Below are 23925 nucleotides of genomic sequence, written 5' to 3' on the forward strand. Positions count from 1 at the left end.
ACTCGAAGATAGATTTTAATGTCCATTCTGACATCTACCCTCTCTTCTTACAATGTAAGCTATTTAAAACCTTGTATTTCAAAAGTAAAGATTATTTTCTTTTTGAAAATGACAAACTTTAACAACCCGAAATCTTTTGTAAATTAATGCCAACCTAACAAGCTAATTAGACACTATTAATTTTAGTACAATTGAAAATTATCTTTAATGTATGGATGTCTAATGGAGAATCATGAAGTTATTCTTCAAGACGAACATCATAAACAGTTTAAGATTATTAAAGTTCAAGATGTTCGTTTTGATAAGAATACCCTTAACAATAGCTACCAATGGTTATGGATATTTGATCATAGTTCAGAGTTTTTTCCATTTGAGTTATGGGATCAGCTTGATCATGCAACTATTCATCAAAAGATCAAACTCGACAATCAAGTTTTCAGGATTATAAAGATTCTGACGAAGAAAACGAAAGTTAGGCCCTCATGAAAGATAAGTACTTAACCAAGTTAAAATCACTGAAACCAATGCTTTCGGCTGTTCCATCGGAATCATATGACCAGTATTATTAATTATCTCAAGCTTTGCATGGGGTAACTGATCTAATAATTCTATAGCTTCTTCCTTAGAGCGCAGCTGGTCCTCTGCACCAGAAATGATTAAAGTTAGACATGTGATTTTACTCATATCATAAGAGCTTCTATCTAACATAGATTGTTTAACGAATTCTTCATAACCCAAAGCTTTCCCCATCTCTTGGATTCTTTTTACAAGAGTACGATTCTGCACATTTGATGGATGAAGTGTTTTTTCAATCGATATTGAGCTTAGCCCATGGAAATTTTTCCCAGAGTTAAGTTTAATCGCCGTTAACTTTTGACTCTTCTGTTCTTCTGTATCTGAGCGTAGTGAAGACGCTATTAAAATAAGTGCCTTAACTTTTTCAGGAAATTGCTCCACTATAGATCTAGCGATATATCCTCCAAGTGAGAATCCAATCAGTACAAAGCTTTCTGGCGCATGTTCAACAATATTTTGAGCAATTTCTTTGATTGTTTGCCCTTGTTTTAAAGTAGCTCGAGATATATTCCACTCTTTAGGCATTTCATCTATGAGTTCATTCCAGAGAGATTCATCAAGCATATAACCAGGAATTAAAACAACTGAAATTGGCTTTTGATTCATAAGTTTTTTAATACCTTACTTGTAAATTATAGCTAACAGTATTTTATGCTAATAAAAAATCTATAATTAGAATATTGAAGTAAAAAATAAAATCACTATATAAATTAAACAGAAATAACTGTGGAAGCACGCCAGACTAAAACATTCCCTTTTATGCTTGAAGGAGATACACATGAAAGTTAGAGCATCACGTACGTATTCCGCTTCAGCAAATAATTATTTTATTTCTAAGGAATATGATTGTACTGTTATTCCTGTAAAAGGAATGTGTTTTATAGACTCTGGTTTAACTGAGAGTGGAGTGATTGAACCAGTAGAGATTATTGAAGTGACTATAGAACCAGAATCTAACTCATATCATGTTCTTTTAGCACGCGATATACATGAGTACGAAAAAGAAGAGCTAAAAAAGAAGTTTGAAGCTATGAAATCTCATGATTGGGAATACATAGACGGCTTACTTTGATATTTTCCAATTTCAAGATACAAGCTAAATCCTTCCACCCCAAAAGAGCCCTCATTTGAGGGCTTTTATATAAATATTAGCGCGTACACTTTTATTAATGATTTATCTGTATATACAGATAATAGAGTGCACAGCATATTGTATGCTTAAAGATTTTAAACATATTTAGCTAAGAAGTTTATTCACATTCTTTTCAATTAATTTTTTGCTTTGGTTATTAAGTATATAAAAGTATCCAATCAATCCAAAGAATATGACTGCATAAATTATGACAATCCAAATATATTTAAATATATTATCGAACAACATATGATTTAAGACATCTACATCAATATTGATACCAAAGTTATGTACATATCGACTTAAGAATAATGCAATACAATAAATCAATATTGGAACCGCAAGAACTCCTGTCCATATATTGATTTTATTTTTCTTAACTTCTAGTTTTTCAAAATCATCTTCTCCAAAATATTTTTCAACTTCAATAATTTGCTTATTCAAATCATCTTTTAATGATATAGGTAATCTGTTGTCTTTAATATGATATTGAACGTTTTTCAAGATTTCTGCACTTTCTAATGCCTCACCTAAAATTGTTAAATTTCCCATAGAAAAACCAGAATGTAATTAGTAAAACCATGGATTTTAAGGCAAATTTTATGATTAAAAGCACTTTTTAACACAAAAGTAATAAATTGAGCTGAGTTAAAAAATATTCAAAAGAAATACGAGAAGCCGAAAATGTTCCAAAGATTTCTAAACATAGCTTCCTCTCACTATATTTCTCAATTTTTTTACACTATGAGAACGATTGATATTTTATTCTGAATTATACGATTATTAAAAAGTAAGTTTTCATAGGAGTTAAGTATTTCGAATTACTAAAATAAAAAGCACTTTTGAAATAGCTCAAAAGTGCCTTTTTATTGATTGAGTTTCTAAAAATATGGTTATTTTTACATAGATTACTTACTATTTGGTGAAACCATCTTTTCAGGTTTAACTACTTCGTCAAATTGTTCCGCTGTAACCAAACCAAGCTCAACAGCGACCTGCTTCAACGTTTTATTTTCTTTATAAGCAGTCTTTGCAACTTTTGCAGAATTTTCATAGCCGATTACTGGATTTAAAGCTGTAACTAGCATCAGAGAATTATGCAAGAAGTGATCAATCTTATCGCGATTAGGCTCAATTCCCACCGCGCAGTGATCATTAAAGCTATTACATGCATCACCAAGTAACTGAATAGATTGCAATAAGTTATAAGCAATCACTGGCATAAAGACGTTTAATTCAAAGTTACCTGAAGCACCTGCTACGTTAATGGTCGTATCATTTCCAAGCACTTGCGCAACAACCATGGTCATTGCTTCACTTTGTGTTGGGTTTACTTTCCCAGGCATAATGCTTGAACCAGGCTCATTTTCTGGAATACGGATTTCACCAAAACCACAACGAGGTCCACTTGCCAGCCAACGAATATCATTCGCAATTTTGTTTAAGCTTACAGCCAAAGTTTTTAATGCACCTGATGCAAAAACAGCGGCGTCCCGTCCTGCTAGTGCTTCAAATTTATTAGGCGCGGTTACAAAAGGTAAACCTGTGAGTAATGCAAGCTGAGCTGCTGCTTTTACTGCATAGTCAGGATGTGCATTTAATCCTGTACCTACCGCTGTGCCACCTAATGGCAACTCATATAAACCACTCAAAGCTTGTTGTAGTCGAACCAATCCATGCTCAAGCTGTGATACATAGCCACTAAATTCTTGACCTAAGGTTAATGGAGTAGCATCTTGCAAATGGGTACGGCCAATTTTGACAATATCCTGAAACTCATCTGACTTTTTTTGCAAAGTCGCTTTGAGCTGCTCTACAGCAGGGATGAGTAATTCATTAATTTGCAAACTTGCTGCCACGTGAATGGCCGTTGGAAAGGAGTCGTTTGTTGATTGAGCACGATTAACGTGATCATTTGGATGTACTGGTTTTTGGGCACCTAAGGCTTGTCCTAATTTCTGGTTTGCAATATTGGCAATCACTTCATTGCAGTTCATGTTACTTTGCGTACCAGAACCTGTCTGCCAGACAACTAAAGGAAATTGGGAATCCCACTTGCCATCAATTACCTCTTCAGCAGCACCCACAATATATTGACTCAAATCTTGTGGTAGTTGTTCAAGTTCAGCATTGGTTATTGCAGCAGCCTTTTTTACCAAACCCATCGCTCGAATCATGGCACGGGGTAATCGTTCCTGCCCGATTTTAAAGTTCTGTAAGCTGCGTTGAGTCTGTGCCCCCCACAATGCTTCATTTGGAACTTCAATCTCACCCATAGTGTCATGTTCAATTCGTGTTTGCATAGAAACCTCGGTTATCTCAATAAAGAACTCACGGGCTGAAGCAAGTGTTTGCTCTGGCTAGTTAATTTTGAATATCGTACTCAAGCATACCAGTATTGTAAATAAGAATCATTATCTCATCTTCCATTTAAAGTATTTTGATAGAAGCGCCATTCATCTTCGATCATTTGTTTTAACGGGCGTTTTGGTGCCCATTGCAGTAATGTTTTGGCTTTTTCAATATTAGCTCCAACTTGATCCAACTCAACATGCTTATAAATTGCTGTTTGTGTTGGAATCTCAGCTTGAGTGATTTGTGAAATTTCATCGAGTAATTGACGAATTGAATGAACTTGGTCATGTGCAATATTAAATGCTTCACAACAATGCGTTTGTTCACGCAGCCAATGTAAGCTCGCAATGACGGCTTCACATAAATCTAAAACATGTAAAAAACTACGTTCAGTCGTATGATCTGACGTTTCAGCTTGATCTTGTAATTCAATTAAATCACGTTGCATTGCTGCGACTTGCATCGCAAGCGGAACAATATTTTTAGGGAGCTGAGCGACATACTCTCCGAGTACCCCATGTTCAAATGCACCTACGATATTAGACAATCGTAAGATCGCAATTTTCCACTCATGGTCAATTTTATAAGTATCACGGATAATTTCTTCAATCATCTGTTGAGACTTAATGTAGGGATTAGGATAAGCATAATTAAATTCTTCTGTTTCACTCAATTGCAAGCCAGATTTCCCATAAGCTGCAAGGCTAGACAGATGAATGAAGTGACGAACACCCGTACGTTGCATGGCACGAAGCAAGCTCATGATACAACTAACATTATCATTATAATATTCAAGAGGTTTAAGGTTAGATTCTTCAATTGATTTGAATCCGGCAGTATGAATAACTGCATCAATTGAATATTGCTCAAACACCTTATTCAGCGCTGGTGTATTGCGTACATCAAGTTTGACAAATGGAACGTACATACCAGAAATAAACTCTAGCCGTTCCAAAGTTTGCAAGGTTGAATTAGCCAAATTATCGACGATTACCACCTCTTGCCCTTGAGCCATTAGACTCAACGCAATGTGTGAACCGATAAAGCCTAAACCACCTGTCACTAAAATCATTGTATACTTACCTTTCTCTTAATGTATCTACGCCCATTTAGACGTATGACCATAGTGAATTCTCAATGAGTACATTACTACTAATTACCTCTGCTCCTACTTCCATTCATGCTTGGCATGCGTTAGGACTTGCTCAGGCACTCAAAAGTAAAAATGAAGACTTCCGTGTATTCTTTTACCAAGATGGCGTGCAGGTTGCTAATGATTTTCAATGGGTTCCTGACGACCAGCGTAATTTAACGCATGAATGGCAAAAGCTTGCGATTCGTCTTCCTGTTTGTGTGAGTGCTGCCCTCGCTCGTGGTATTACAGATGCAGAAAATGCCAGTCGCCATCACCTTACTCATCACAACCTTGCCAAAGACTTTGAACTTGTCGGGTTAGGTGAACTTGCTGATGCAGTACAGTCAGCATCTCGTCTTATTCAATTTTAAGTTACTTTGTTTGCTTAGATTGTTGCTTTTAAAAGGTATATTGTGTGAAATCTGTACTCGTCATTTTAAGCCAAGCCAATTTAACCAGTCTTCAAATCAATGAAAGCCTTTCTGCTACTATGGTTTTAGCAACCTTTGGCTCACCAGTCAAAGTATTATTGAAAGATGCTGCTCTTAGTCTTTTGCAAAATGATTTGAGCTTTGATCAGTTTCGTCAGGCTTTCAAAGTGGCCTCAAATATGGTCGAAAGTTTTGAGTTCTACGACTTGAGCCCTATTCTGATTGAATGTAAAAATCAGCAGCATCCTCTTGTACAAAAAACCGAACAAGAAATTGAATTCGTTCAGTTGAATGCTGAATTTATTCAATCTTTTGATCATGTTCTATATTGGTAGATAAAGGTGTAAGTTTAATGAATCCGTCAACACTTTATCTTGTGCAATCTTCTTACCATTCTATGCCGAAGATTATTGAGGAATTACGCAATCTTTTTCGGGTAGGTGATCAAGTTGTTTTTATGGGTGATTCTGTTGCACACCTTTCTGCTGAAATGATTCAACCATTCGAATCTGTTTCATGCTTAAGCATCGAAAAAGACTTACTTGATACAGATACTTTATTTCAGGTGAAGGTATTAGATTACGATCAATTTGCTGATCTGGTTTTAACGTTTAATCGCTGTATTTCTCTTAAATAATATATTTAGGCTGGTTTCATGAATTTAGAATTAGACCAAGATGGTCATTTGGTTGATTACACAATCTGGAATCCTGAAGTTGCGCAAGAACTTGCCAAATCGCTTGATCTTGAACTCACCGATTGGCATTTTGAAGTTTTAGCAGCTGTACGTCAGTTTTATCAACAGTTTGGACATTCTCCAGCAACTCGCCCGCTCATTAAATTTTTAATGAAAACGGTAAGTCCAGAGATTAATAATGCAGTTTTACAGCAACAATTTAATACTGGTTTAGTTGCCCGTCATTTAAGCCGTTTGGCAGGTGTTCCTAAACCAGCAAATTGTTTATAAAGTTAAGTAAACTTTTTGGCAGCAGCGACACATAAAATAGTTGTTGCTGTGACCACTAACATTGACCAGCTCACATGTTCGTGTAATAAAACCGCTGCAATACCGAGCCCCATTAAAGGCTGTAAAAGTTGTAGTTGGCTTATGGCAGCAATACCGCCTTGTGCCAGTCCTTTGTACCAAAAGAAAAAACCAATGAGCATACTAAACAAAGACACATAAATAAGACCAACTAAAGCAGATGGAGACACACTTTGGAATGAAGCTGGCATATAGAAAATAGTAAGCAACAACATAAAAGGTAAAGACAAAATAAGTGCCCAACAAATGACCTGCCACCCACCTATTTTTCTTGAAAGTACACCGCCTTCTGCATAGCCAAAGCCACAGAAAATAATTGCCATTAACATATAAAAGTCCCCTATTCCAAGTGATGTATCACCAGAAAGGAAGAACATATAGGCAAAAACAACCGCACTCCCCAATACTGCAAATATCCAGAAAAATTGATTGGGTTTTTCTCCGCCTCTCAGTACAGCAAATATTGCAGTTGCGAGAGGTAAAAGGCTAACAAAAACGATTGAATGAGCCGCATTCATGTATTGGAGAGCAAGCGCTGTAAATAGAGGAAAACCTATCACCACGCCTAAAGAGACGATGGCAAGAGGCCACCAATCTTGCTTGGCTGGTTTTTTTTGTTTTAAAACCAAAATAAGAATAAGGCCTAAAATACCTGCAATTGCCGCACGTGCCGCAGTTAGAAAACCCGGTTCGAACCCCATTACGGCTACGCGTGTTGCTGGTAGTGATCCCGCAAAAATAGCCACGCCAATAAAACCATTCACCCAGCCATTCATAAACCTATTCATAATTTTCTCCGTCACTATACGAAGAATTTAAGCTGTGCTAAGGTGAATAAACCAGATACAAAGCAGTACAATTCAAAAGAACTGTAATGCATTAATAACCAGTACAGTTCGGATTGTAAGCCAGTGAAACAGAACAAAACCAAAATTGAAATTGTCATTTCAGAGATTGAGCAACAAATAAAAAATCGGTCTTTAATGCCTGGAGCACGCTTACCATCTGTACGCAAATTAGCGAATGATCTTGGCTTTTCGGTTTCAACCGTCGTAGAAGCCTATGAAAGATTAATTGCTCTAGGCAAAATCGAATCAAGAACTGGGTCTGGTTTTTATATTGTTGGTCCGCTTGCCCCTCTTTCTTTAAGCGAATTAGGTCCCAAATTAGATCGCTCAGTCGATCCATTATGGATTTCACGCCAATCTTTGGAGGCGAAAGCAGATGTTTTTAAACCAGGCTGCGGTTGGTTACCCGATGACTGGATGCCATTAGACAGTATCCGTAAAGCATTAAGGTCGGCCGCAAGAAGCCCAGATGATTGTTTGATGGGTTATTCAACGCCATTAGGATTACCAGCTCTACGTGAATTACTGGCAAGACGCGCTCAAGCAAAAGGTATCAATGCAAATCTTAATCAGGTACTTTTAACAGACTCAGGAACACAAGCGATTGATTTGGTTTGCCGATTTTTACTAAAGCCTGATGATGTCGTTCTCATTGATGATCCTTGTTATTTTAACTTTCATGCATTACTTAAGGTTCACCAAGTCAAGGTTATTGGTGTTCCCTACACACCAACAGGTCCTGACTTAGAGGCATTTAAAGAAGCAATTGAAACTTATAATCCACGTCTTTATATCACCAACTCAGGAATTCATAATCCAACTGGCGCAGTACTTTCTCTTTCTACGGCGCATCAATTATTAAAACTTATTGAACAATCAAATTTGATTGTTGTTGAGGATGATATTTTCTCAGACTTTGAATATAGCCCTGCTGCTCGGCTTGCTGCTTTGGATAATCTTTCTCGTGTAATCTTTATTGGAAGTTTTTCTAAAACGTTATCAGCATCTATTCGTTGTGGCTATATTATTGCTAAACCAGAATGGATTGATCAGCTCACCGACCTGAAAATTGCCACAAGCTTTTCTCACAATGGTGTATCAGCTGAAGTTTTATTAAGTGCTTTAACAGATGGTTCTTATCGTAAACATATAGAATTATTAAAGGTCCGTTTAGCAAAAGCAATGCACGATACCATTACTCAGTTAGAACCTTTGGGTATAAAACCATGGATTAAGCCTCAAGCGGGAATTTTTGTTTGGTGTCATTTGCCAAAGGGAATTGAAGCTTCAGAAATTGCAAAATATTGTATTAATCATCAGGTTATTCTTGCACCAGGAAACGCGTTTAGCCAAGCTTCCAATGCTGGTCAATTCATACGCTTTAATGTAACACAGTCAAATCATGACCACATTTATAAGACTCTAGCTGATGCGATTCAACAAGAGTCTTCGTAATTTATAGAGAGGAAAATTAAGCTTGTTTCTGTTTTTGCTGCATATATGCAAAATAACCCGGCCCAGCTGAAACCTGAACTTGTTTTGCATGTAAAGGTTCACGGCAAACCGAACATACCATGACTGGTTCAAATTTATGACCACAAGTTTTATGACGATATTCTAAAGGTTTGCCTAAACCTTGATCCATCCATTTATCTGCCCAATTCGCCATAGACAAAATAATTGGATAAAGTTCAAAACCTTTATCAGTCAATTTATATTCAAAGCGTTCCTGACGATCAAAATAAGGAGCTTTGACTAAAATTTCATATTCAACCAAACGCTTTAAACGATCCGAAAGGACATGACGAGTGACACCTAATGACTTTTGAAAATCGTCAAAACGGCGTATTCCCATAAAAGCATTACGTAATATTAGCATCGTCCATCGATCGCCAATCACTGATAGCATACGAGCAACCGAACAAGGTTGATCACCGATGTCGTCCCATTTCATCTTTATGCGTTCCTCGATATTTCCTAGCCTAACGGCCCTATTGTTTATACCCTAAACCACTTACCACGAGTTATGCAAGATTCATTATAAAAATAACTTTTTATCAACTTTATAAAAGAATTTTTATTCTAAAAAAATAGAAAGCTATTATATAAATTCGCTTAACAAATATAACTCACCCAATTGTATAGTGAGTTATATCTACTATTACTCATCATTAATTTGAGATGAATACACCCTTCAAAATATGACCTGCTTCTAGTTTCACACTTGCTGGAATTCGCACCAGACAATTGGCCTGCATTAAATTACTGAGCATGTGTGATTGCTGTTTTGCCAGACTTTTAACTTTAAGTTGTCCATTGTTAAAATAAGCATGCATTCTTAGAAAACGCTCGCGTGCATCTTCTTTTAAATCATGATCTAAAATTGCACTAAACCACTCTGGCTCTGCTGAGTTTCCCTGCAAAGTGTCAAGTAATGCTTTACCGTACACTTGCATTGACACATAGACCGCAGCCGGATTACCTGGTAACCCTAGCAAATAACAACGGTGATCTTTTTCCGTGTGAGAATATTCAGCAAAAAACAGTGGCTTACCTGGCTTTTGTTTTACTTTCCAAAAGATCTGTTCAAAGCCAGTCTCAAAAGCGCATGGTCGAACAAAGTCATAATCACCTACTGACACTCCGCCTGTGGTTATGATGACATCATAGCTATTTTTTAACTCATTAAAGTAATGCGTGACTTGTTCCGCTTCATCGGCCACATGAATGAGTTCAATCTCTAAGCCATAATCTTCAAACCAAGCTTTTAGTAATGGACCATTTGCATCAAAGATTTTACCTTCAGCAAGATCTTCTGCTGTTTCGGCAACTTCATCACCTGTGACTAAAACAGCGACTTTCGGCGCACGATAGACTTCAACGGTTTGTACACCCGCCATACTTAAGGCAGCCGAACTTCCAATATTTAAGAACTGTCCTACTTGAGCAAGCAACTGCCCTTGCTTGATTTCTTCACCGGTAAAGCGGATATCAGCTTGAGGGCGTATATGCTCCGTTAAACAAATTTCTTGAGTCGAAACAACCAATACGATTTCTTGCCTCGCTACATGCGTTGTCCCTTCAGGAATTTTGCCGCCAGTAAATATGCGAATCGCTTGCCCTTCACTCAGAGTGTCATGACTTTCGCTTCCGGCACGAATCTCGCCCGTAACCTGAAACTTTTGATTATTTAAATCTTCGGCATGACAACAAAGTGCATAACCATCTACAGCACTTTGAGAAAAGCTTGGTAGGTTAATTTCTGAATAGATTTCTTTAGCAAGATACCTACTTAGGCTATTTTGAAGAGGTTGCTGAATCGAACCTAATTTTTCAGGTCGGTTACTAATCAGTTCAATTGCTTCATCTACGCTAATCAATCCACGTTCTGCACCACAACCAGTCATTACTCATAGCCTCCCGGATGTGGTAAATCACGGCAAACATCAAAAATATGGACTAAGGCAGGTAAAATAGCAGCCATTGATTCGCTTGCTCCACCACGGCTTCCCGGTAAAGTCACTACTAAAGAGCGATCAATAAAACCAGCTACTCCACGCGACATTGCAGCATATGGCGTGCGTTTTTGTCCAAATGAACGCGCAGCTTCCATTAAGCCATCTAGCTTACGCTCAAGAAGAGGTTCTAGTGTATCAACCGTAATATCACGCTTACCAATTCCAGTTCCACCAACGGTCATAATGCAAGCATATGATTTGCTCAACTCAAGCACTAAGTTTTTCAAAGTATCCGCTTCATCTGGCAAAATTTGGTAATGAATTGGATCGAATCCTGCTTCGGTTAAAGTTTCAACCACAGATTTTCCGGCAGTATCGGGCTTTCTACCCGCTGCTACGGTGTCTGACAACACAATAACCGCAGCCGAAACGGGTTGACGAAGAACTCGCTTAAAGTGTGATTTACCACCTTTTTTCTTAAGCAATTTACATTGATCCATCCAGAGCTCTTCTGGTTCACAATGTGGTTTTAACATGTCGTAAATGGTTAAGCCGGCAAGACTTGCAGCCGTTAAGGCTTCCATTTCTACGCCAGTTGGACCAATGGTTTCAACTACTGCAACGATCTTTACAAAATCATGTTCTAGTTCATATTCAACATCTGCCCGATAAATCGGCAGTGGATGACATAAAGGAATCAGCTCATCAGTACGTTTTGCTGCCAAAATTCCTGCAACACGTGCAGTTTTTAATGCATCACCTTTTTCCGTATTCCCTTGTCTTAATAATTCAATACAGTGCGGTGGTGCATATAAAATTGCTTGTGCTTCAGCAACACGATAACTTTCCGGCTTCATTCCTACGTTTTTCATTATTTATCCTAGTCTTACTTATTTCAGTGTGAGTGCTCATGGCCGGTATGATGGTGATGCTTGTGTTCGTGCGGTGCATCCTTACGAATACAGCAGCCCTCTACATAATGACTCGTGCCATCTGTAAAGAACTCTTCTTTAAACACAGGCACTTCATGTTTAACCCGCTCAACCGCTTCTTCGCATGCTTGAAAAGCTTCACGGCGGTGGGCTGCATAAGCAATTGCAATAATGGCTGTTTCACCGACATCTAGATGCCCAATCCGATGAACCACTCGCACATAAGATACCTGATACTTTTTCTCAATTTCCAGTTCAATTTCACGTATCATTTTTTCAGAAAGCGGTTTATACGAGGTATATTTCAAAGCCTTAACCGCTTTACCTTCATGATGATTACGAACAGTACCCATAAAAATATCAATTCCACCGCATTCAGGAAATGATTCAATAGGATCAAAAATATCTAGGCTTAAAACCTGCTCTTGAATACGTGCAAAATCTCGCATGACTCATCCTCCTGCAACTGGTGATAATAAAACCAAAGTACATGGCTGACTTAAAGCTGATTGCCTTGTTATGACATTATCGCCAATAGCGCATGCACATTTTTCCATGGCCTGTGTACATTCCGGATGTAACGAAACAATTTCATTTAAGACATCTTTAACTAAAATATCGGTGGGGAAAACTAACGAAAGATTTTGTGGAAGCAATTTTTCAATTGCACCAAATGATTCGATTTTAATTTGGATAGATTGCTGCATTTATCCCCCAAGCATATGCATACTGATTTTACGGGTTTGTTGATGTTGTAAGGCATGAAAGCCTTTAGCTTTATGCCAAATATAAGGATGGACCAAATTCTTTAAATTTTGGATATACATATCGTATTCTGGTGTACGTTGTTTACTTACCAGCGTTTGAAGCTGTGGCTTAATATTTAAACCCTGCGGCGCAAAGAGACAGTTATAGAGTTCACCTTGTGCCGTTAGTCGTATACGGTCACATTGATGACAAAATGAATGAGTAATGGTAGAAATGATGCCTAGCGCGTAGCTATTGTTAAGTAAATATTGGCGTGCTGGCTCATGTTGCTGCTCAATCACTTGTACTGAATAATGTGGTTGCAACGCCTGTAAAATTTCGGCTTCACTCACCACATCTTTATTTGACCAAAGTGCATCACCATCAAGTGGCATGAATTCAATAAAACGTAGCGGAATATGATTGGCGATAGACCATTTCACCATCGGTAGGATTTGATCGTCATTTTTATCTTTCATTAACACGCAGTTAATTTTAAAAGGTAGCCCTGCATCTTTTGTAGCTTGAATACCCTCAAGAACTGGTTCTAACTTTTTCTTAGTGAGCTCTTTAAATTGAATCGGATCTAGGCTATCTAGACTAATATTTAAATCATCTAGACCGGCATCTTTTAATTGCTGAGCGTATTTTGCAAGATAATGTCCATTGGTGGTCATTGAAATACGCTTTAAACCTAATGCTTTTAAAGCTTGTAAATCGCGAACGAAGTGAACAATACCTTGACGCATTAATGGTTCACCACCCGTAATACGGATGCTTTCAATACCTTGTTGCACCATAAAACTGCAAAACTGAAAGAGCGCCTCAAAACTAAGCAAATCTTGTTTATTTAGCCATTCAGGATGTTCAGGCATGCAATACACACACTTAAAATTACAGCGATCAGTTACTGAAATACGTAACTTTCGCTTGATGCGCCCATATTGATCTTGCAAAAGCATTGGCGCAGTTTCAGAGTGATATTGTTTCATTATTTGCACTCATATCGAGAACAGTTCAAATATTGCAAGCACTGATTATGAGCAATTAAACTTTTAAAATTGCGCCTTAGTAGTGCTTTGATCTTTATTGCAAAATTTGTTCCAATTCTATTTATCATCCATAACTTTTTGGGTTGTATTTGAAATTTCGGCCGTACCGTTTTAGCTCAAACTTTAAAGCTTTATAAAATCAGTGCGGCGTCAACCTTTTATATGCCCTACTTTATTTCTAGCACTTTTCTAAACGGATGGGTACATATTTATGGTAAGGTGTTTTAGATAAAGGGTCACAATGCTCACCAGAAATGAGCATGTTTAATTGTGGTCCAATCGGTTCTCCACCTTGAAAGCGCATGCCATAACCATGTGGAAGCGCAACAACTCCTTTTCGCATTCCCTCATCAAAATCTACAGTAACCTGAATTTCTCCATGTTGTGAGATACATTTGATTTGATCACCCATAGCTACATTTAAGGCCTCTGCATCTTCAGGATGAATTCGTAAAGCTCCTTCAGCATCTACTTTTCGCCATGCTGGGTCACGGTAAATTTGGTTGGCGTTATAACTACGTCGCTCACCTGATAAGAGGATAAAAGGAAACTCTTCTATATTAACGTTATGGCTTTTCAAGCTTGCGAGCTCAGTTAACATCTCGGGAATAGCTAGACGTATTTTCTTATCTTTATAAGCTAGCAGTTTCCAGACTTCGTCATATTCATGTTGCGATAACACGACACCTGACCGCTGCTTTAAAATTTGTTCAAATAAATGAACACCTAAATTTAAAGGATTACCTTTGTAACCTGCACGGCGTACCGCTTTGGTGTGTAAAACAGCATATTGAATCGACAGTGGTAATAAAAAAGCAACTGAACCAGCTGATTTTTCTAAGTGTTTACCTAAAGTGCGATAGAGAATTGAGGCTGCAAAAGGAATGTATTTTTTATTTCGTGCAAAAGTAAGTCCCAATGCCGACAAATAAGGTAAATAAGCTATTTTTTTCGAGTCGACTGAAGCTATTTTTTCTAAAATTGGAAAGCGTTTTGGAATCACCTGCATAGCTTCAAGTAATCGTGTATAAATTTCGGCTTCCGGTAAAGTGTTTGCTTGAGCAGCCAATACGGGATGTCTTAGGTGAAAGCCATTCTTAGGGAACTCAAGATTAAAGCCCGTAAATTCCCATTTTTCAAACTGAGTGTGAGCCGGCAAAATGTAGTCCGCAAGCCTAGCGGTTTCCGTCATGGCAACATCGACCACAACCAACAAATCTAATGCTTTAAATGCTTCCTCATAAGCTGGTGTATCAGGATACGTTAATAGTGGATTACAGCTATCTACAAACACAGCACGAATTCGCTTTTCCCCTGCTTTTAAAATTTCATCGGGTAAAATATTAGGCGGGAAGAACCCAGAAATGGGGAACATTTTATGGTAAACACTCCGTCTATATTTCGGCTTTCTTTCATCTGTATCACTTAAGATTGGAATAAACATGGTATGCAAATTATTGGTACCCTGTTTTCCAAAGTTCCCTGTCAGTAAGTATAAAAGCTTTTCTAAATAACCATTTAATGTCGTATTTAAAGTATGTTGAATACCTAAATCGATACGTACACAGCCTCTTTTTGCTTTAGCAAAGTCTCGAACAACCTGATAAATCAAATCGACAGGTACATCTGCTTTGGCAATATAGTCTTCAATTGGAACTCGGCTAAATGCTGTTTTTACGTCTTCAAAACCGTGCGTATGCTGCTCAATAAACGCTGCATCATAAAGCTTTTCTTTAATAATAATCGCAATCATGGCCGACATTAAAAAAGCATCTGTCCCCGGTTTTAGTTGCACATGAATATCAGCTTGTTTTGCTGTTTCGGTAACACGCGGGTCAAACACCACCATGGTTCGATTCGGATCTTTCTTAATATGTTTTAGCGTGTCTCGGGCGTTGGGAATGCCATGGGCCTGAAAAGGATTTGTTCCAATAAAAAGTACATAATCTGCGTGTTCAACATCTTCTGTGGTATGGCAAGCCTGACTACCAAATAAACGACCATTGAGCCAAAAATCACCCGTTTTTTCTTGAGCAAGTGAGTTGTAAGCATAATAACTTTTCATGGCCAGCAAAAGTTGTCGACCATACGCTGCACCTAAATGATTGCCTTGGCCACCACCCCCAACCGAAGCAAAAGCAGTCCCACCAAAATCATCTCTAATCTGCACTAATCGATCAGCAATTTCTTGTATGGCAACATCCCAACTCACTTCTTGAAATGATCCATCGGGCTGACGTTTTAAAGGTGTAGTCAAACGGTCTGCGTGTTGCTGGTAATGCTGTAATCTGGCAGCTTTTTGACAAATGTAACCTTGAGAAAAAGCATGTTCGGGATCACCTTTAATTTTGACAAACTGGTTATCTTTAATTTCAACACTTAAACCGCAATTTCTAGAACATAAGATACATGCGGTCACATCTGTTTTACTTTGCTGAGCTGCGTCCATCATTTTTCTGGCTCCGTTTATTTTTATACATCTAGCTAGAATTAAAATAACAAGTTCCAAAATAGAACTTATATATTAGATAGTCAAGAACGCATCACTTTAAAATTTGTTTATAACATCACTTTAGTTTGTAAATTAATAAAATCTAATGTTTAACTCGCGGTAAATATCTCTTTAAAAGCATTGATTTGTTTATATTGTTGAAGCTCATCCAAAGAGTTAATGCTATGAAAAAATAAGTTTTGTTTTTGGAATACGGCGACTTGTGCATGTAAAAGCTTAAAGGACTCTTTTAAACTTAATCGTTGTTTGTCAATTTGCTCTCTTATCGTGATCAGGCTTTCACGCTTTAATAAGCAAAATGGGTATAAAGCATCCCCATTAATTGAAACATAGGCTGCCTGAGCTTGTTTGTTTTTACGAAGTGCGCTGTGTAATTTCGCAACGACTTGCGTAGGTATATACGTCACATCACAGGGAATACACAAAACATAATCTGCTTTTACATGTGACCATGCGCTTTTCATACCCATAAGCGGGCCGAAAAAACCCGAAGCATCATCTTGAAAACACTTAATATCAGGCACAATACTTTGATAAATCGAATAATCACGATGACTATTTACCCAAATTTCAGATACAGATGACTTTAGTTTTTGATGAATTTTGAGTAGTTGCGTATCGCCATCGAATTGCTGCAACAGCTTATTTAAACCATTCATACGGCGGGCTTGTCCACCCGCCAAAATGACCAAATCAGTTACGGGATATCCCTTATTCACACTTCCACCTCCTGTTGGCAAGCTTTAATCAAGCCACGGATTTCAGGTAAACATGAACCACAATTACCACCTGCTTTTAAACAAGCCGTCACTTGTTTTTCATGAGTAATATTTTGAGTTTTGATTGCATCTATAATTTTGTTCTTACCTACTTTAAAACAACTACACACTAAAGGCCCATCATTATTAGTAGCCGACATTGGCATACCCGCTAGTAAAGCTTTTCGGTGCAAGGCGCTCAAACGTTCTCGTTTAAACAGACTCGCTACCCAATCACGGTCTGGCAATAAATCTGGCGGTGCAATATATAGACTTGCAATTACAATGCCATCTTTCAAAATAACGCTATGGCTCAGTTGTGAAGAGATATCTTCTATGCTTAACCATTCAAAGGTTTCATCGGCAAATGGTAAAAAGCTTTTCAGATTCTTTTGAGTATCATGAAAAGTTTGGCGGTCTGCAAGTTCATAACGATTGGTTTTCACCATTTTGACTTTGGTCCACCATGCACAGTGATGTAGCGATTCTTGAATATGCGAATCGTATCCTTCACGAATATAGAGCACACCTTGCCAAGTGGTATAGAACGGCTGAATAGTTACAGGCGTATGTTTGAACTCAGGTTCACCTGAAATTGCATCAACTTCTGGATTAACGACTTTACCAATGCGGGCGTCGGATGCAACCTGTTCAGTCCAGTGAATCGGTGCAAAAATTTGCCCACGACGTACCCCCGATGAGAAGGTCACACGTAGTACACAACTGCCCCATTTCGAACGAACTTCTACTAAGCCTTGATCACGTACACCAAATTTCAAGGCATCACTCGGATGAATCTCGCAAAATGGTTCGGCACGGTGACTGGTCAAATTTGGTGACAAACCAGTACGCGTCATGGTGTGCCATTGATCACGAATACGTCCCGTGTTCAAAATGAGCGGATAATCTTCTGAAACTGCATGTACCGGATCGATTGCAACAGTCGGAATCAATTTTGCCTTGGCATTTTTATGACTAAACTGGCCCTTGCCAAACAATTGTTGAACGGCTTTAGCGTCTTGGTTTTTATCCCATACTGGCCATTGAATTGGTTGTAGAGCGTCGTACTCCACAGCGCTCAGATTCATTAAGCCTTTTAAGTTAAAATAACGGAAATTATTACTTTGTTCACGAGCATCTATGTCTGTATTGTCTTGTGCAGATAACGCTGCATGCTCATTGAAAATATCAACAGCAGTGGCGAAATCAAAACCATTAAACCCTAATTTTTTCGCGACTTGGCTAACAGACCACCAGTCTGCTTTTGCTTCACCTGGTGCAGGTAAAAAAGCACGCTGACGTGAAATACGGCGCTCAGAGTTAGTCACAGTTCCATCTTTTTCTCCCCACCCTAAAGCTGGAAGCAAAACATCGGCATAAGCCGTAGTATCCGTATCGGCACAGATATCTGACACAACGACCAATTCACATTTCTCTAAAGCACGTTTCACCTGATCGGCATCTGGCAGACTCACGACTGGATTTGTCGCCATAATCCAGATGGCTTTAATTTTTCCAGCTTCAACGGCACGGAATAAATCAACTGCTTTTAAGCCAGCTTGAGTTGCAATAAATGGGCTATCCCAAAAGGTTTGCACTACTTTTTGATGTAATGGATTATCTAAGTCCATGTGTGCCGCTAGCATATTGGCTAAGCCACCCACTTCTCGACCACCCATCGCATTGGGTTGGCCTGTCATTGAAAATGGTGCGGCGCCGAGCTTACCAATTTTGCCTGTTAGTAAGTGACAATTAATAATGCTGTTGGCCTTATTTACGCCCTGACTTGATTGATTCACACCCATTGAAAATAGCGTGATTACCTTTTCAGTCTGCGCAAATTTCTCAAAGAACTGCTGTAATTTATTGAGTGCAATTCCCGTACGCTTTGCCACATATTGAATATCAGTTTCTGGCTGGCTGCTTGCCAAAACATCTTGCAGACCTTCGGTATAAGCCTCTACAAATGCCTGATCGGCATGACCATTTTGATATAGATATTGGAATAGACCGTTAAACAATGCGACATCTTGGCCCGGTAAAATCGGTAAATGTAAATCCGCTTGTTCACAGGTACTGGTAAAACGTGGGTCAATTACCACCACAAACATATCCGGATTTTGGCTTTTAGCCTGCATAATCCGCTGATACAGCACCGGATGGCACCATGCAGTATTAGATCCGACCAATACCACCATATCTGCATGTTCAAAATCTTCATAACTCGCAGGCACAATATCTTCACCGAAACTCCGTTTGTGACCTGCCACCGCAGATGACATGCAAAGGCGTGAGTTGGTATCAATATTTGCAGTACCCAAATAGCCTTTTACAAACTTATTCACCACATAATAGTCTTCAGTCAAAAGCTGACCTGAAACATAAAATGCAATGCTGTCACGACCATATTGATCGATACAAGATTGGAATTTATCGGCAATTTTATTGATTGCCGCATCCCATGTCGTTACCACCCGATCAGCTTTGCGCCCCATCATTGGCTGTAAAACACGTGTTTCTAACCCTAAAGTATCCGCAAGTCGGCTACCTTTAATACATAAACGCCCAAAGTTGGAAGGATGCTCAGCATCCCCCTCAACTTGCACCACAGGTCCTTGAGGTTTTTGTTGGACGTTTACGCTAACACCACAACCTACACCACAATATGGACATGTTGTTTTAGTGTTTTTTGCAACATGATCGGAGCTATCGACTTCAACGCTTGGAATACTATTCATAACTGCTCCTTTCCCTATTTAGCCTGCATTTTTTAATGCAAAATCTCGACCAAATAGCAGTTTATTTCTAAATGAAGAAACAGGTGTTTGGTCTGCAATTAACTCTGCATACCACATGCCATCTTCAGTATCACCAAACAGTACTGCACCGATTACCTGATCGCTTTGAATGATAATACGCTTATAAATCTGGCGTTTTTCATCGTTCAGGATAATGTCTTCATAATCATCTTTCGGCTCAAAATTACCAGCCGAGAATACATCGACACCACTGACTTTTAACTGAGTCGGCACAGTTGGTGCTTTAAAAGTTAAGCTGCCGTGCTCTGCTAAATGGGTCGCGCAAATAAAAGCTTGCCCCCATAGTGGCTCAACCAAACCAAAAGTTTGACCACGGTGTTCAATACACTCACCCACCGCGTAAATACTTGGGTCAAATGTTTGCATGGTGTCATTCACCAATACACCGCGATTGCAACGTAAACCAGCACTTTGTGCCAAAGCAATATTTGGACGAATGCCCACGGCGAACACCACAAGGTCTGCATCTAAGACCGTGCCATCTTTCAAACGGATTTGCTTCACATGCCCATTTTCATCACCAATTAACGCTTCAGTATTGGCTTCGGTAATGATTTGAATGCCTTTTTGCTCAATGCTATGACGTAATAACTGACTTGCACGCCCATCAAGTTGACGTTCCATAATACGGTCCATCAAATGTAGAACTGTGACATTCATACCGCGTTGTTTTAAACCATACGCCGCTTCTAAACCTAGTAAACCACCGCCAATCACCACGGCGTTGGTTTTTGAACCGCAGTATTCAATCATGGTGTTGACGTCATAAATATCGCGGAAAGTTAACACACCCTTTAAGTCAACACCTTGAACTGGTGGAATAAATGGTGCCGAGCCTGTTGCCAGAATTAAACGATCATAATCAACTGTCTGACCTTTTTCGGTGTAAACCACTTTACGTGGGCGATCAATTTTTACGGCTTTATCACCGGCAATAAATTTAATGCCTTTATCGTCATACCACTTTGGTGGATGCAACATAATGTCTTCAATGGTTTTTTCACCCGATAAAACCGGAGATAACATAATGCGGTTATAGTTACCCCAAGGTTCTTCACCAATCACCGTGACTTCATAACGGTCTGGGGCCATATCAAGTAAATCTTCTAGACAACGCATCCCTGCCAAACCATTCCCGATCAGCACCAGTTTAAGTTTGTCTTGTGATACACCTGTATTGGTAATATAAGTTTTTTGCGGCACCGCATTGACCCAAACACGGCCATCAACAATTTTGCTCGGATAAACTGCCAATTTTTGGTCTTTATCTTCTAAACAACGGCCCGTTGCCAAACTAAAATGTTGTTTATAGATTGGCGATGCAATGACACGCTCACCTTGTAAATCACCAATAATGCCGCGGCTCATCACATTCGCTTGGCTAAACGGATCTTTATTACTCAGCACGTAAACACGTTTTTCATGTCCTACACGAAAAATTGCTACCACTTGGCCACCCACTAGTGCACCCGCACCAGTGTTTGGGGTTAAATCATCGAGTGCACAAACGTCAATCCATTGATCATCAGGAAGCATATTTTTGTCTTGTACAATATTCATAGAAACTCTCCTTTATGCTTCAACCATTGGAATACGGTCTTCTGAACGTTCAGCTTCGGTTAATGGACGAATTTGACCACGTTCAGTTGTAAATTGAATGTGTGGATCGGCCTGTTCATTTGCTCCTGCGTTGATATACGTTTGGAAGCGTTTACGAACTTCAGGATTTTCCACCGCAGTACGCCATTCGTCTTGATATGTGCCAATGATGTGTTCCATACGGCGTTCAAGCTCGGCAGCCAAACCAAGTGAATCATCCACAACTACAGATTTAAGGTAATCTAAGCCGCCTTCCATGTTGTCGCGCCATACACTGGTACGTTGTAAGCGGTCTGCGGTTTGAATGTAGAACATATAGAAACGGTCGATGTAACGGATGAGCGTTGCTTTATCAAGGTCAGATGCAAGTAACTCGGCATGACGTGGTTTCATACCACCGTTACCACATACATAAAGGTTCCAACCTTTTTCGGTCGCGATAATACCCACATCTTTACCTTGCGCTTCCGCACACTCACGAGTACAGCCAGACACTGCCATTTTTAATTTATGCGGTGAACGTAAACCTTTGTAGCGGTTTTCAAGTTCAATCGCCAAACCAACCGAGTTATCTACCCCGTAACGGCACCATGTGCTACCCACACAAGATTTCACGGTACGCAATGATTTACCGTAAGCATGACCAGACTCGAAGCCCGCAGCATTCAGCTCTTCCCAAATGAATGGAAGCTCGTGAACTTGCGCCCCGAACATGTCAACACGTTGACCGCCAGTAATTTTGGTGTACAAGTTATATTTCTTCGCAATTTGACCAATCGCGATTAAACCATCTGGAGTCACTTCACCACCTGCCATACGCGGTACAACCGAGTAAGAACCGTCTTTTTGGATATTACCCAAATAGTAGTCATTACTGTCTTGTAAGCCTGCATGGCTTGGCTCAAGGACGAAATCGTTCCAGCAAGATGCTAAAATATTTGCGGCAGCAGGTTTACAGATATCGCACCCTAAACCATGACCATGTTGATGAATCAAATCATCGAATGTCTTAATTTCATTGACACGAACCAAGTGATACAACTCTTGACGCGAGTACGGGAAGTGTTCGCAAATGTGGTTATTTACAGTCACACCTTGACGTTGCAACTCTGACTTCAACACTTGTGTCACTAATGGTGCACAGCCACCACATGCTGTTGCTGCTTTGGTGCATTTCTTTAATGCACCTAAAGAGGTCGAACCATCGCTAATTGCTTGGCAGATGTCCGCTTTTGATACGTTATTACATGAACAAATGGTCGCGCTGTCTGGAAGTAAATCTACACCGCTACCACCAGACTTACCTGCTGATTGTTCAAAGCCCGGCATAATCAAGCTTTCCGGCACTTCAGGTAAAGCCAGACCGTTTAACATCATTTGTAAAAGGTCGTTGTACTCTTTCGCATCGCCCACCAAAACCGCGCCCAACAATTTGGTTTTATCTGCATTTACAACAATCTTTTTATAAACCAGCGCATGCTCATCTGCATAGAAATAGCTTAATGCACCCGGAGTCATGGCATGTGCATCACCTACAGAGGCAACGTCCACACCCATCAACTTCAACTTGGTGCTCATGTCTGCACCGGCGAAGCAATTACACTCTTCATCTAAAATGTGTTTTGCTGCAATACGCGCCATGTCATAGCCCGGTGCAACCAAACCATAAATTTTATTTTGCCAAAGCGCACATTCACCAATGGCATAAATATTGTTATCTGAAGTTTGGCAATAATCATTAATGACGATACCGCCACGCTCACCAATCGCCAGACCACTATTGCGTGCGAGCTCATCACGTGGACGGATCCCCGCAGAGAATAAAATGACATCTGCTTCAAGCTCGCTACCATCTGCAAATTTCATTACATGTGTAGTGCTGTTACCACATTCGATAGATTGTGTCGCTTTTTGTGTATGAACTTTTACACCAAGGTCTTCAATTTTACGGCGTAAAACTTTACCGCCCAAGTCATCAATTTGAACTGCCATTAAACGTGGTGCAAATTCAACAACGTGCGTTTCTAGATCTAAATCACGTAAAGCTTTTGCAGCTTCAAGTCCAAGTAAACCACCACCAATGACTACGCCTGTTTTTGCATTAAGACTCGCTGCACGAATCGCGTCTAAGTCTTCAATCGTACGGTAAACAAAGCAGTTTTCACGGTCATTACCCGGAATTGGCGGAACGAATGCATACGAACCGGTTGCCAACACCAATTTGTCATAGCTGATGACATCACCATGATTGGTTGTGACTGTTTGTGCAGCTGTATCAATTGCAGTTGCTTTTGTATTTAGACGTAAGTCAATGCCATGAGCATCAGCAAAGTCAAAACGTGCTAAAGATAAATCTTTTGCTGATTTCCCAGAGAAATATTCTGTCAAATGTACACGGTCATAGGCGATACGAGGTTCTTCCGCGAGAATCGTGATTTCCAGTTCATCATCTGCTTTTTCTAAAATGGCTTCGATGAATTTGTGGCCCACCATACCATGACCAATCATTACCAATTTCATAGTGTT

General features: G+C 39.3%; 23 protein-coding genes. 7 read left to right on the forward strand and 16 right to left on the reverse strand.

Annotation, left to right across the window (positions count from 1 at the left end; all coding sequences use genetic code 11):
* The first annotated feature begins 222 nt into the window (after nt 1-222).
* The gene (locus tag MKL33_RS03005) at nt 223-486 is read left to right on the forward strand and encodes a hypothetical protein (protein ID WP_032036537.1); all 264 of its coding nucleotides are present in this window, start codon (nt 223-225) and stop codon (nt 484-486) included.
* Here MKL33_RS03005 and MKL33_RS03010 read toward each other — a convergent pair.
* Entirely contained in the window at nt 481-1182 is a 702-nt protein-coding gene (locus tag MKL33_RS03010; protein ID WP_270906425.1) for an alpha/beta fold hydrolase, read from the reverse strand. The two genes, MKL33_RS03005 and MKL33_RS03010, sit on opposite strands and share 6 nt — an antisense overlap.
* A 172-nt stretch (nt 1183-1354) precedes the next feature.
* On the opposite strand from MKL33_RS03010, the gene MKL33_RS03015 reads away from it, so the two are divergent.
* A complete protein-coding gene (locus MKL33_RS03015) occupies nt 1355-1648 on the forward strand; it encodes a hypothetical protein (RefSeq protein WP_064784886.1) in 294 nt (97 codons plus the stop codon).
* A 165-nt stretch (nt 1649-1813) separates the two neighbouring features.
* Here the strand turns inward: MKL33_RS03015 and MKL33_RS03020 are convergent, their stop codons facing one another.
* The 3 genes from MKL33_RS03020 to galE all read right to left on the reverse strand — a co-directional run bounded on the left by MKL33_RS03020 (nt 1814) and on the right by galE (nt 5135).
* Entirely contained in the window at nt 1814-2260 is a 447-nt protein-coding gene (locus MKL33_RS03020; protein ID WP_017385987.1) for a DUF6097 family protein, read from the reverse strand.
* Between the two features lie 356 nt (nt 2261-2616).
* Nucleotides 2617-4011 (reverse strand): class II fumarate hydratase, encoded by a 1395-nt coding sequence (gene fumC / locus MKL33_RS03025; protein WP_005068873.1) that lies wholly within the window; start codon nt 4009-4011, stop codon nt 2617-2619.
* A gap of 116 nt (nt 4012-4127) precedes the next feature.
* Entirely contained in the window at nt 4128-5135 is a 1008-nt protein-coding gene (gene galE / locus MKL33_RS03030) for a UDP-glucose 4-epimerase GalE (RefSeq protein WP_270906426.1), read from the reverse strand.
* 65 nt (nt 5136-5200) lie between these two features.
* On the opposite strand from galE, the gene tusD reads away from it, so the two are divergent.
* The 4 genes from tusD to MKL33_RS03050 are packed head-to-tail and all read left to right on the forward strand — an operon-like array spanning nt 5201 to nt 6596.
* Nucleotides 5201-5569 (forward strand): sulfurtransferase complex subunit TusD, encoded by a 369-nt coding sequence (gene tusD, locus MKL33_RS03035; RefSeq protein WP_002115623.1) that lies wholly within the window; start codon nt 5201-5203, stop codon nt 5567-5569.
* A gap of 44 nt (nt 5570-5613) precedes the next feature.
* Nucleotides 5614-5964 carry a hypothetical protein gene (locus tag MKL33_RS03040; protein ID WP_002115699.1) on the forward strand — a complete coding sequence of 117 codons (351 nt, stop codon included), beginning with the start codon at nt 5614-5616 and terminating at the stop codon, nt 5962-5964.
* Between the two features lie 17 nt (nt 5965-5981).
* Entirely contained in the window at nt 5982-6266 is a 285-nt protein-coding gene (locus MKL33_RS03045; RefSeq protein WP_064784887.1) for a hypothetical protein, read from the forward strand.
* A gap of 18 nt (nt 6267-6284) precedes the next feature.
* The gene (locus MKL33_RS03050) at nt 6285-6596 is read left to right on the forward strand and encodes a TusE/DsrC/DsvC family sulfur relay protein (protein WP_056480649.1); all 312 of its coding nucleotides are present in this window, start codon (nt 6285-6287) and stop codon (nt 6594-6596) included.
* Between the two features lie 2 nt (nt 6597-6598).
* On the opposite strand, the gene MKL33_RS03055 is transcribed toward MKL33_RS03050, so the two are convergent.
* Entirely contained in the window at nt 6599-7462 is an 864-nt protein-coding gene (locus MKL33_RS03055) for a DMT family transporter (protein WP_213074434.1), read from the reverse strand.
* Nucleotides 7463-7585: 123 nt separating this feature from the next.
* Here MKL33_RS03055 and MKL33_RS03060 point away from each other — a divergent pair, with 123 nt between their 5' ends.
* Nucleotides 7586-8977: an aminotransferase-like domain-containing protein gene (locus tag MKL33_RS03060; protein WP_270906427.1), complete on the forward strand. Its 1392-nt coding sequence runs from the start codon at nt 7586-7588 to the stop codon at nt 8975-8977.
* Between the two features lie 16 nt (nt 8978-8993).
* Here the strand turns inward: MKL33_RS03060 and MKL33_RS03065 are convergent, their stop codons facing one another.
* From MKL33_RS03065 to nirB, 11 genes are all read right to left on the reverse strand, one after another.
* Nucleotides 8994-9476 (reverse strand): winged helix-turn-helix transcriptional regulator, encoded by a 483-nt coding sequence (locus MKL33_RS03065; RefSeq protein ID WP_005068860.1) that lies wholly within the window; start codon nt 9474-9476, stop codon nt 8994-8996.
* Nucleotides 9477-9693: 217 nt separating this feature from the next.
* On the reverse strand, nt 9694-10929 hold the full coding sequence (locus tag MKL33_RS03070) for a molybdopterin molybdotransferase MoeA (RefSeq protein WP_270906428.1): 1236 nt from the start codon (nt 10927-10929) through the stop codon (nt 9694-9696).
* Nucleotides 10929-11852 carry a bifunctional molybdenum cofactor biosynthesis protein MoaC/MoaB gene (gene moaCB, locus MKL33_RS03075; RefSeq protein ID WP_000799987.1) on the reverse strand — a complete coding sequence of 308 codons (924 nt, stop codon included), beginning with the start codon at nt 11850-11852 and terminating at the stop codon, nt 10929-10931. The genes MKL33_RS03070 and moaCB overlap by 1 nt, the downstream gene beginning before the upstream one ends.
* 23 nt (nt 11853-11875) lie before the next feature.
* On the reverse strand, nt 11876-12361 hold the full coding sequence (locus MKL33_RS03080; RefSeq protein WP_270906429.1) for a molybdenum cofactor biosynthesis protein MoaE: 486 nt from the start codon (nt 12359-12361) through the stop codon (nt 11876-11878).
* A gap of 3 nt (nt 12362-12364) precedes the next feature.
* A complete protein-coding gene (locus MKL33_RS03085) occupies nt 12365-12619 on the reverse strand; it encodes a MoaD/ThiS family protein (protein WP_017480948.1) in 255 nt (84 codons plus the stop codon).
* Nucleotides 12620-13660, reverse strand: coding sequence for a GTP 3',8-cyclase MoaA (gene moaA / locus MKL33_RS03090; protein WP_081032114.1), 1041 nt, complete (start codon nt 13658-13660; stop codon nt 12620-12622).
* Nucleotides 13661-13889: 229 nt separating this feature from the next.
* Nucleotides 13890-16163 carry a molybdopterin-dependent oxidoreductase gene (locus tag MKL33_RS03095; protein ID WP_270906430.1) on the reverse strand — a complete coding sequence of 758 codons (2274 nt, stop codon included), beginning with the start codon at nt 16161-16163 and terminating at the stop codon, nt 13890-13892.
* Between the two features lie 149 nt (nt 16164-16312).
* Nucleotides 16313-16942 carry a molybdenum cofactor guanylyltransferase gene (gene mobA / locus MKL33_RS03100; protein ID WP_057068343.1) on the reverse strand — a complete coding sequence of 210 codons (630 nt, stop codon included), beginning with the start codon at nt 16940-16942 and terminating at the stop codon, nt 16313-16315.
* Nucleotides 16939-19719: a nitrate reductase gene (locus tag MKL33_RS03105; RefSeq protein WP_270906431.1), complete on the reverse strand. Its 2781-nt coding sequence runs from the start codon at nt 19717-19719 to the stop codon at nt 16939-16941. The genes mobA and MKL33_RS03105 overlap by 4 nt, the downstream gene beginning before the upstream one ends.
* A gap of 18 nt (nt 19720-19737) precedes the next feature.
* Nucleotides 19738-21360: a nitrite reductase small subunit NirD gene (nirD, locus tag MKL33_RS03110; protein ID WP_270906432.1), complete on the reverse strand. Its 1623-nt coding sequence runs from the start codon at nt 21358-21360 to the stop codon at nt 19738-19740.
* A 12-nt stretch (nt 21361-21372) separates the two neighbouring features.
* Nucleotides 21373-23919, reverse strand: a complete 2547-nt coding sequence (gene nirB / locus MKL33_RS03115; RefSeq protein WP_017385976.1) for a nitrite reductase large subunit NirB — start codon at nt 23917-23919, stop codon at nt 21373-21375.
* Nucleotides 23920-23925: the final 6 nt, after the last annotated feature.

Origin of the sequence: Acinetobacter sp. AOR43_HL (assembly GCF_027854635.1) — a bacterium.
In the GTDB taxonomy this organism is placed as follows: domain Bacteria; phylum Pseudomonadota; class Gammaproteobacteria; order Pseudomonadales; family Moraxellaceae; genus Acinetobacter; species Acinetobacter pittii.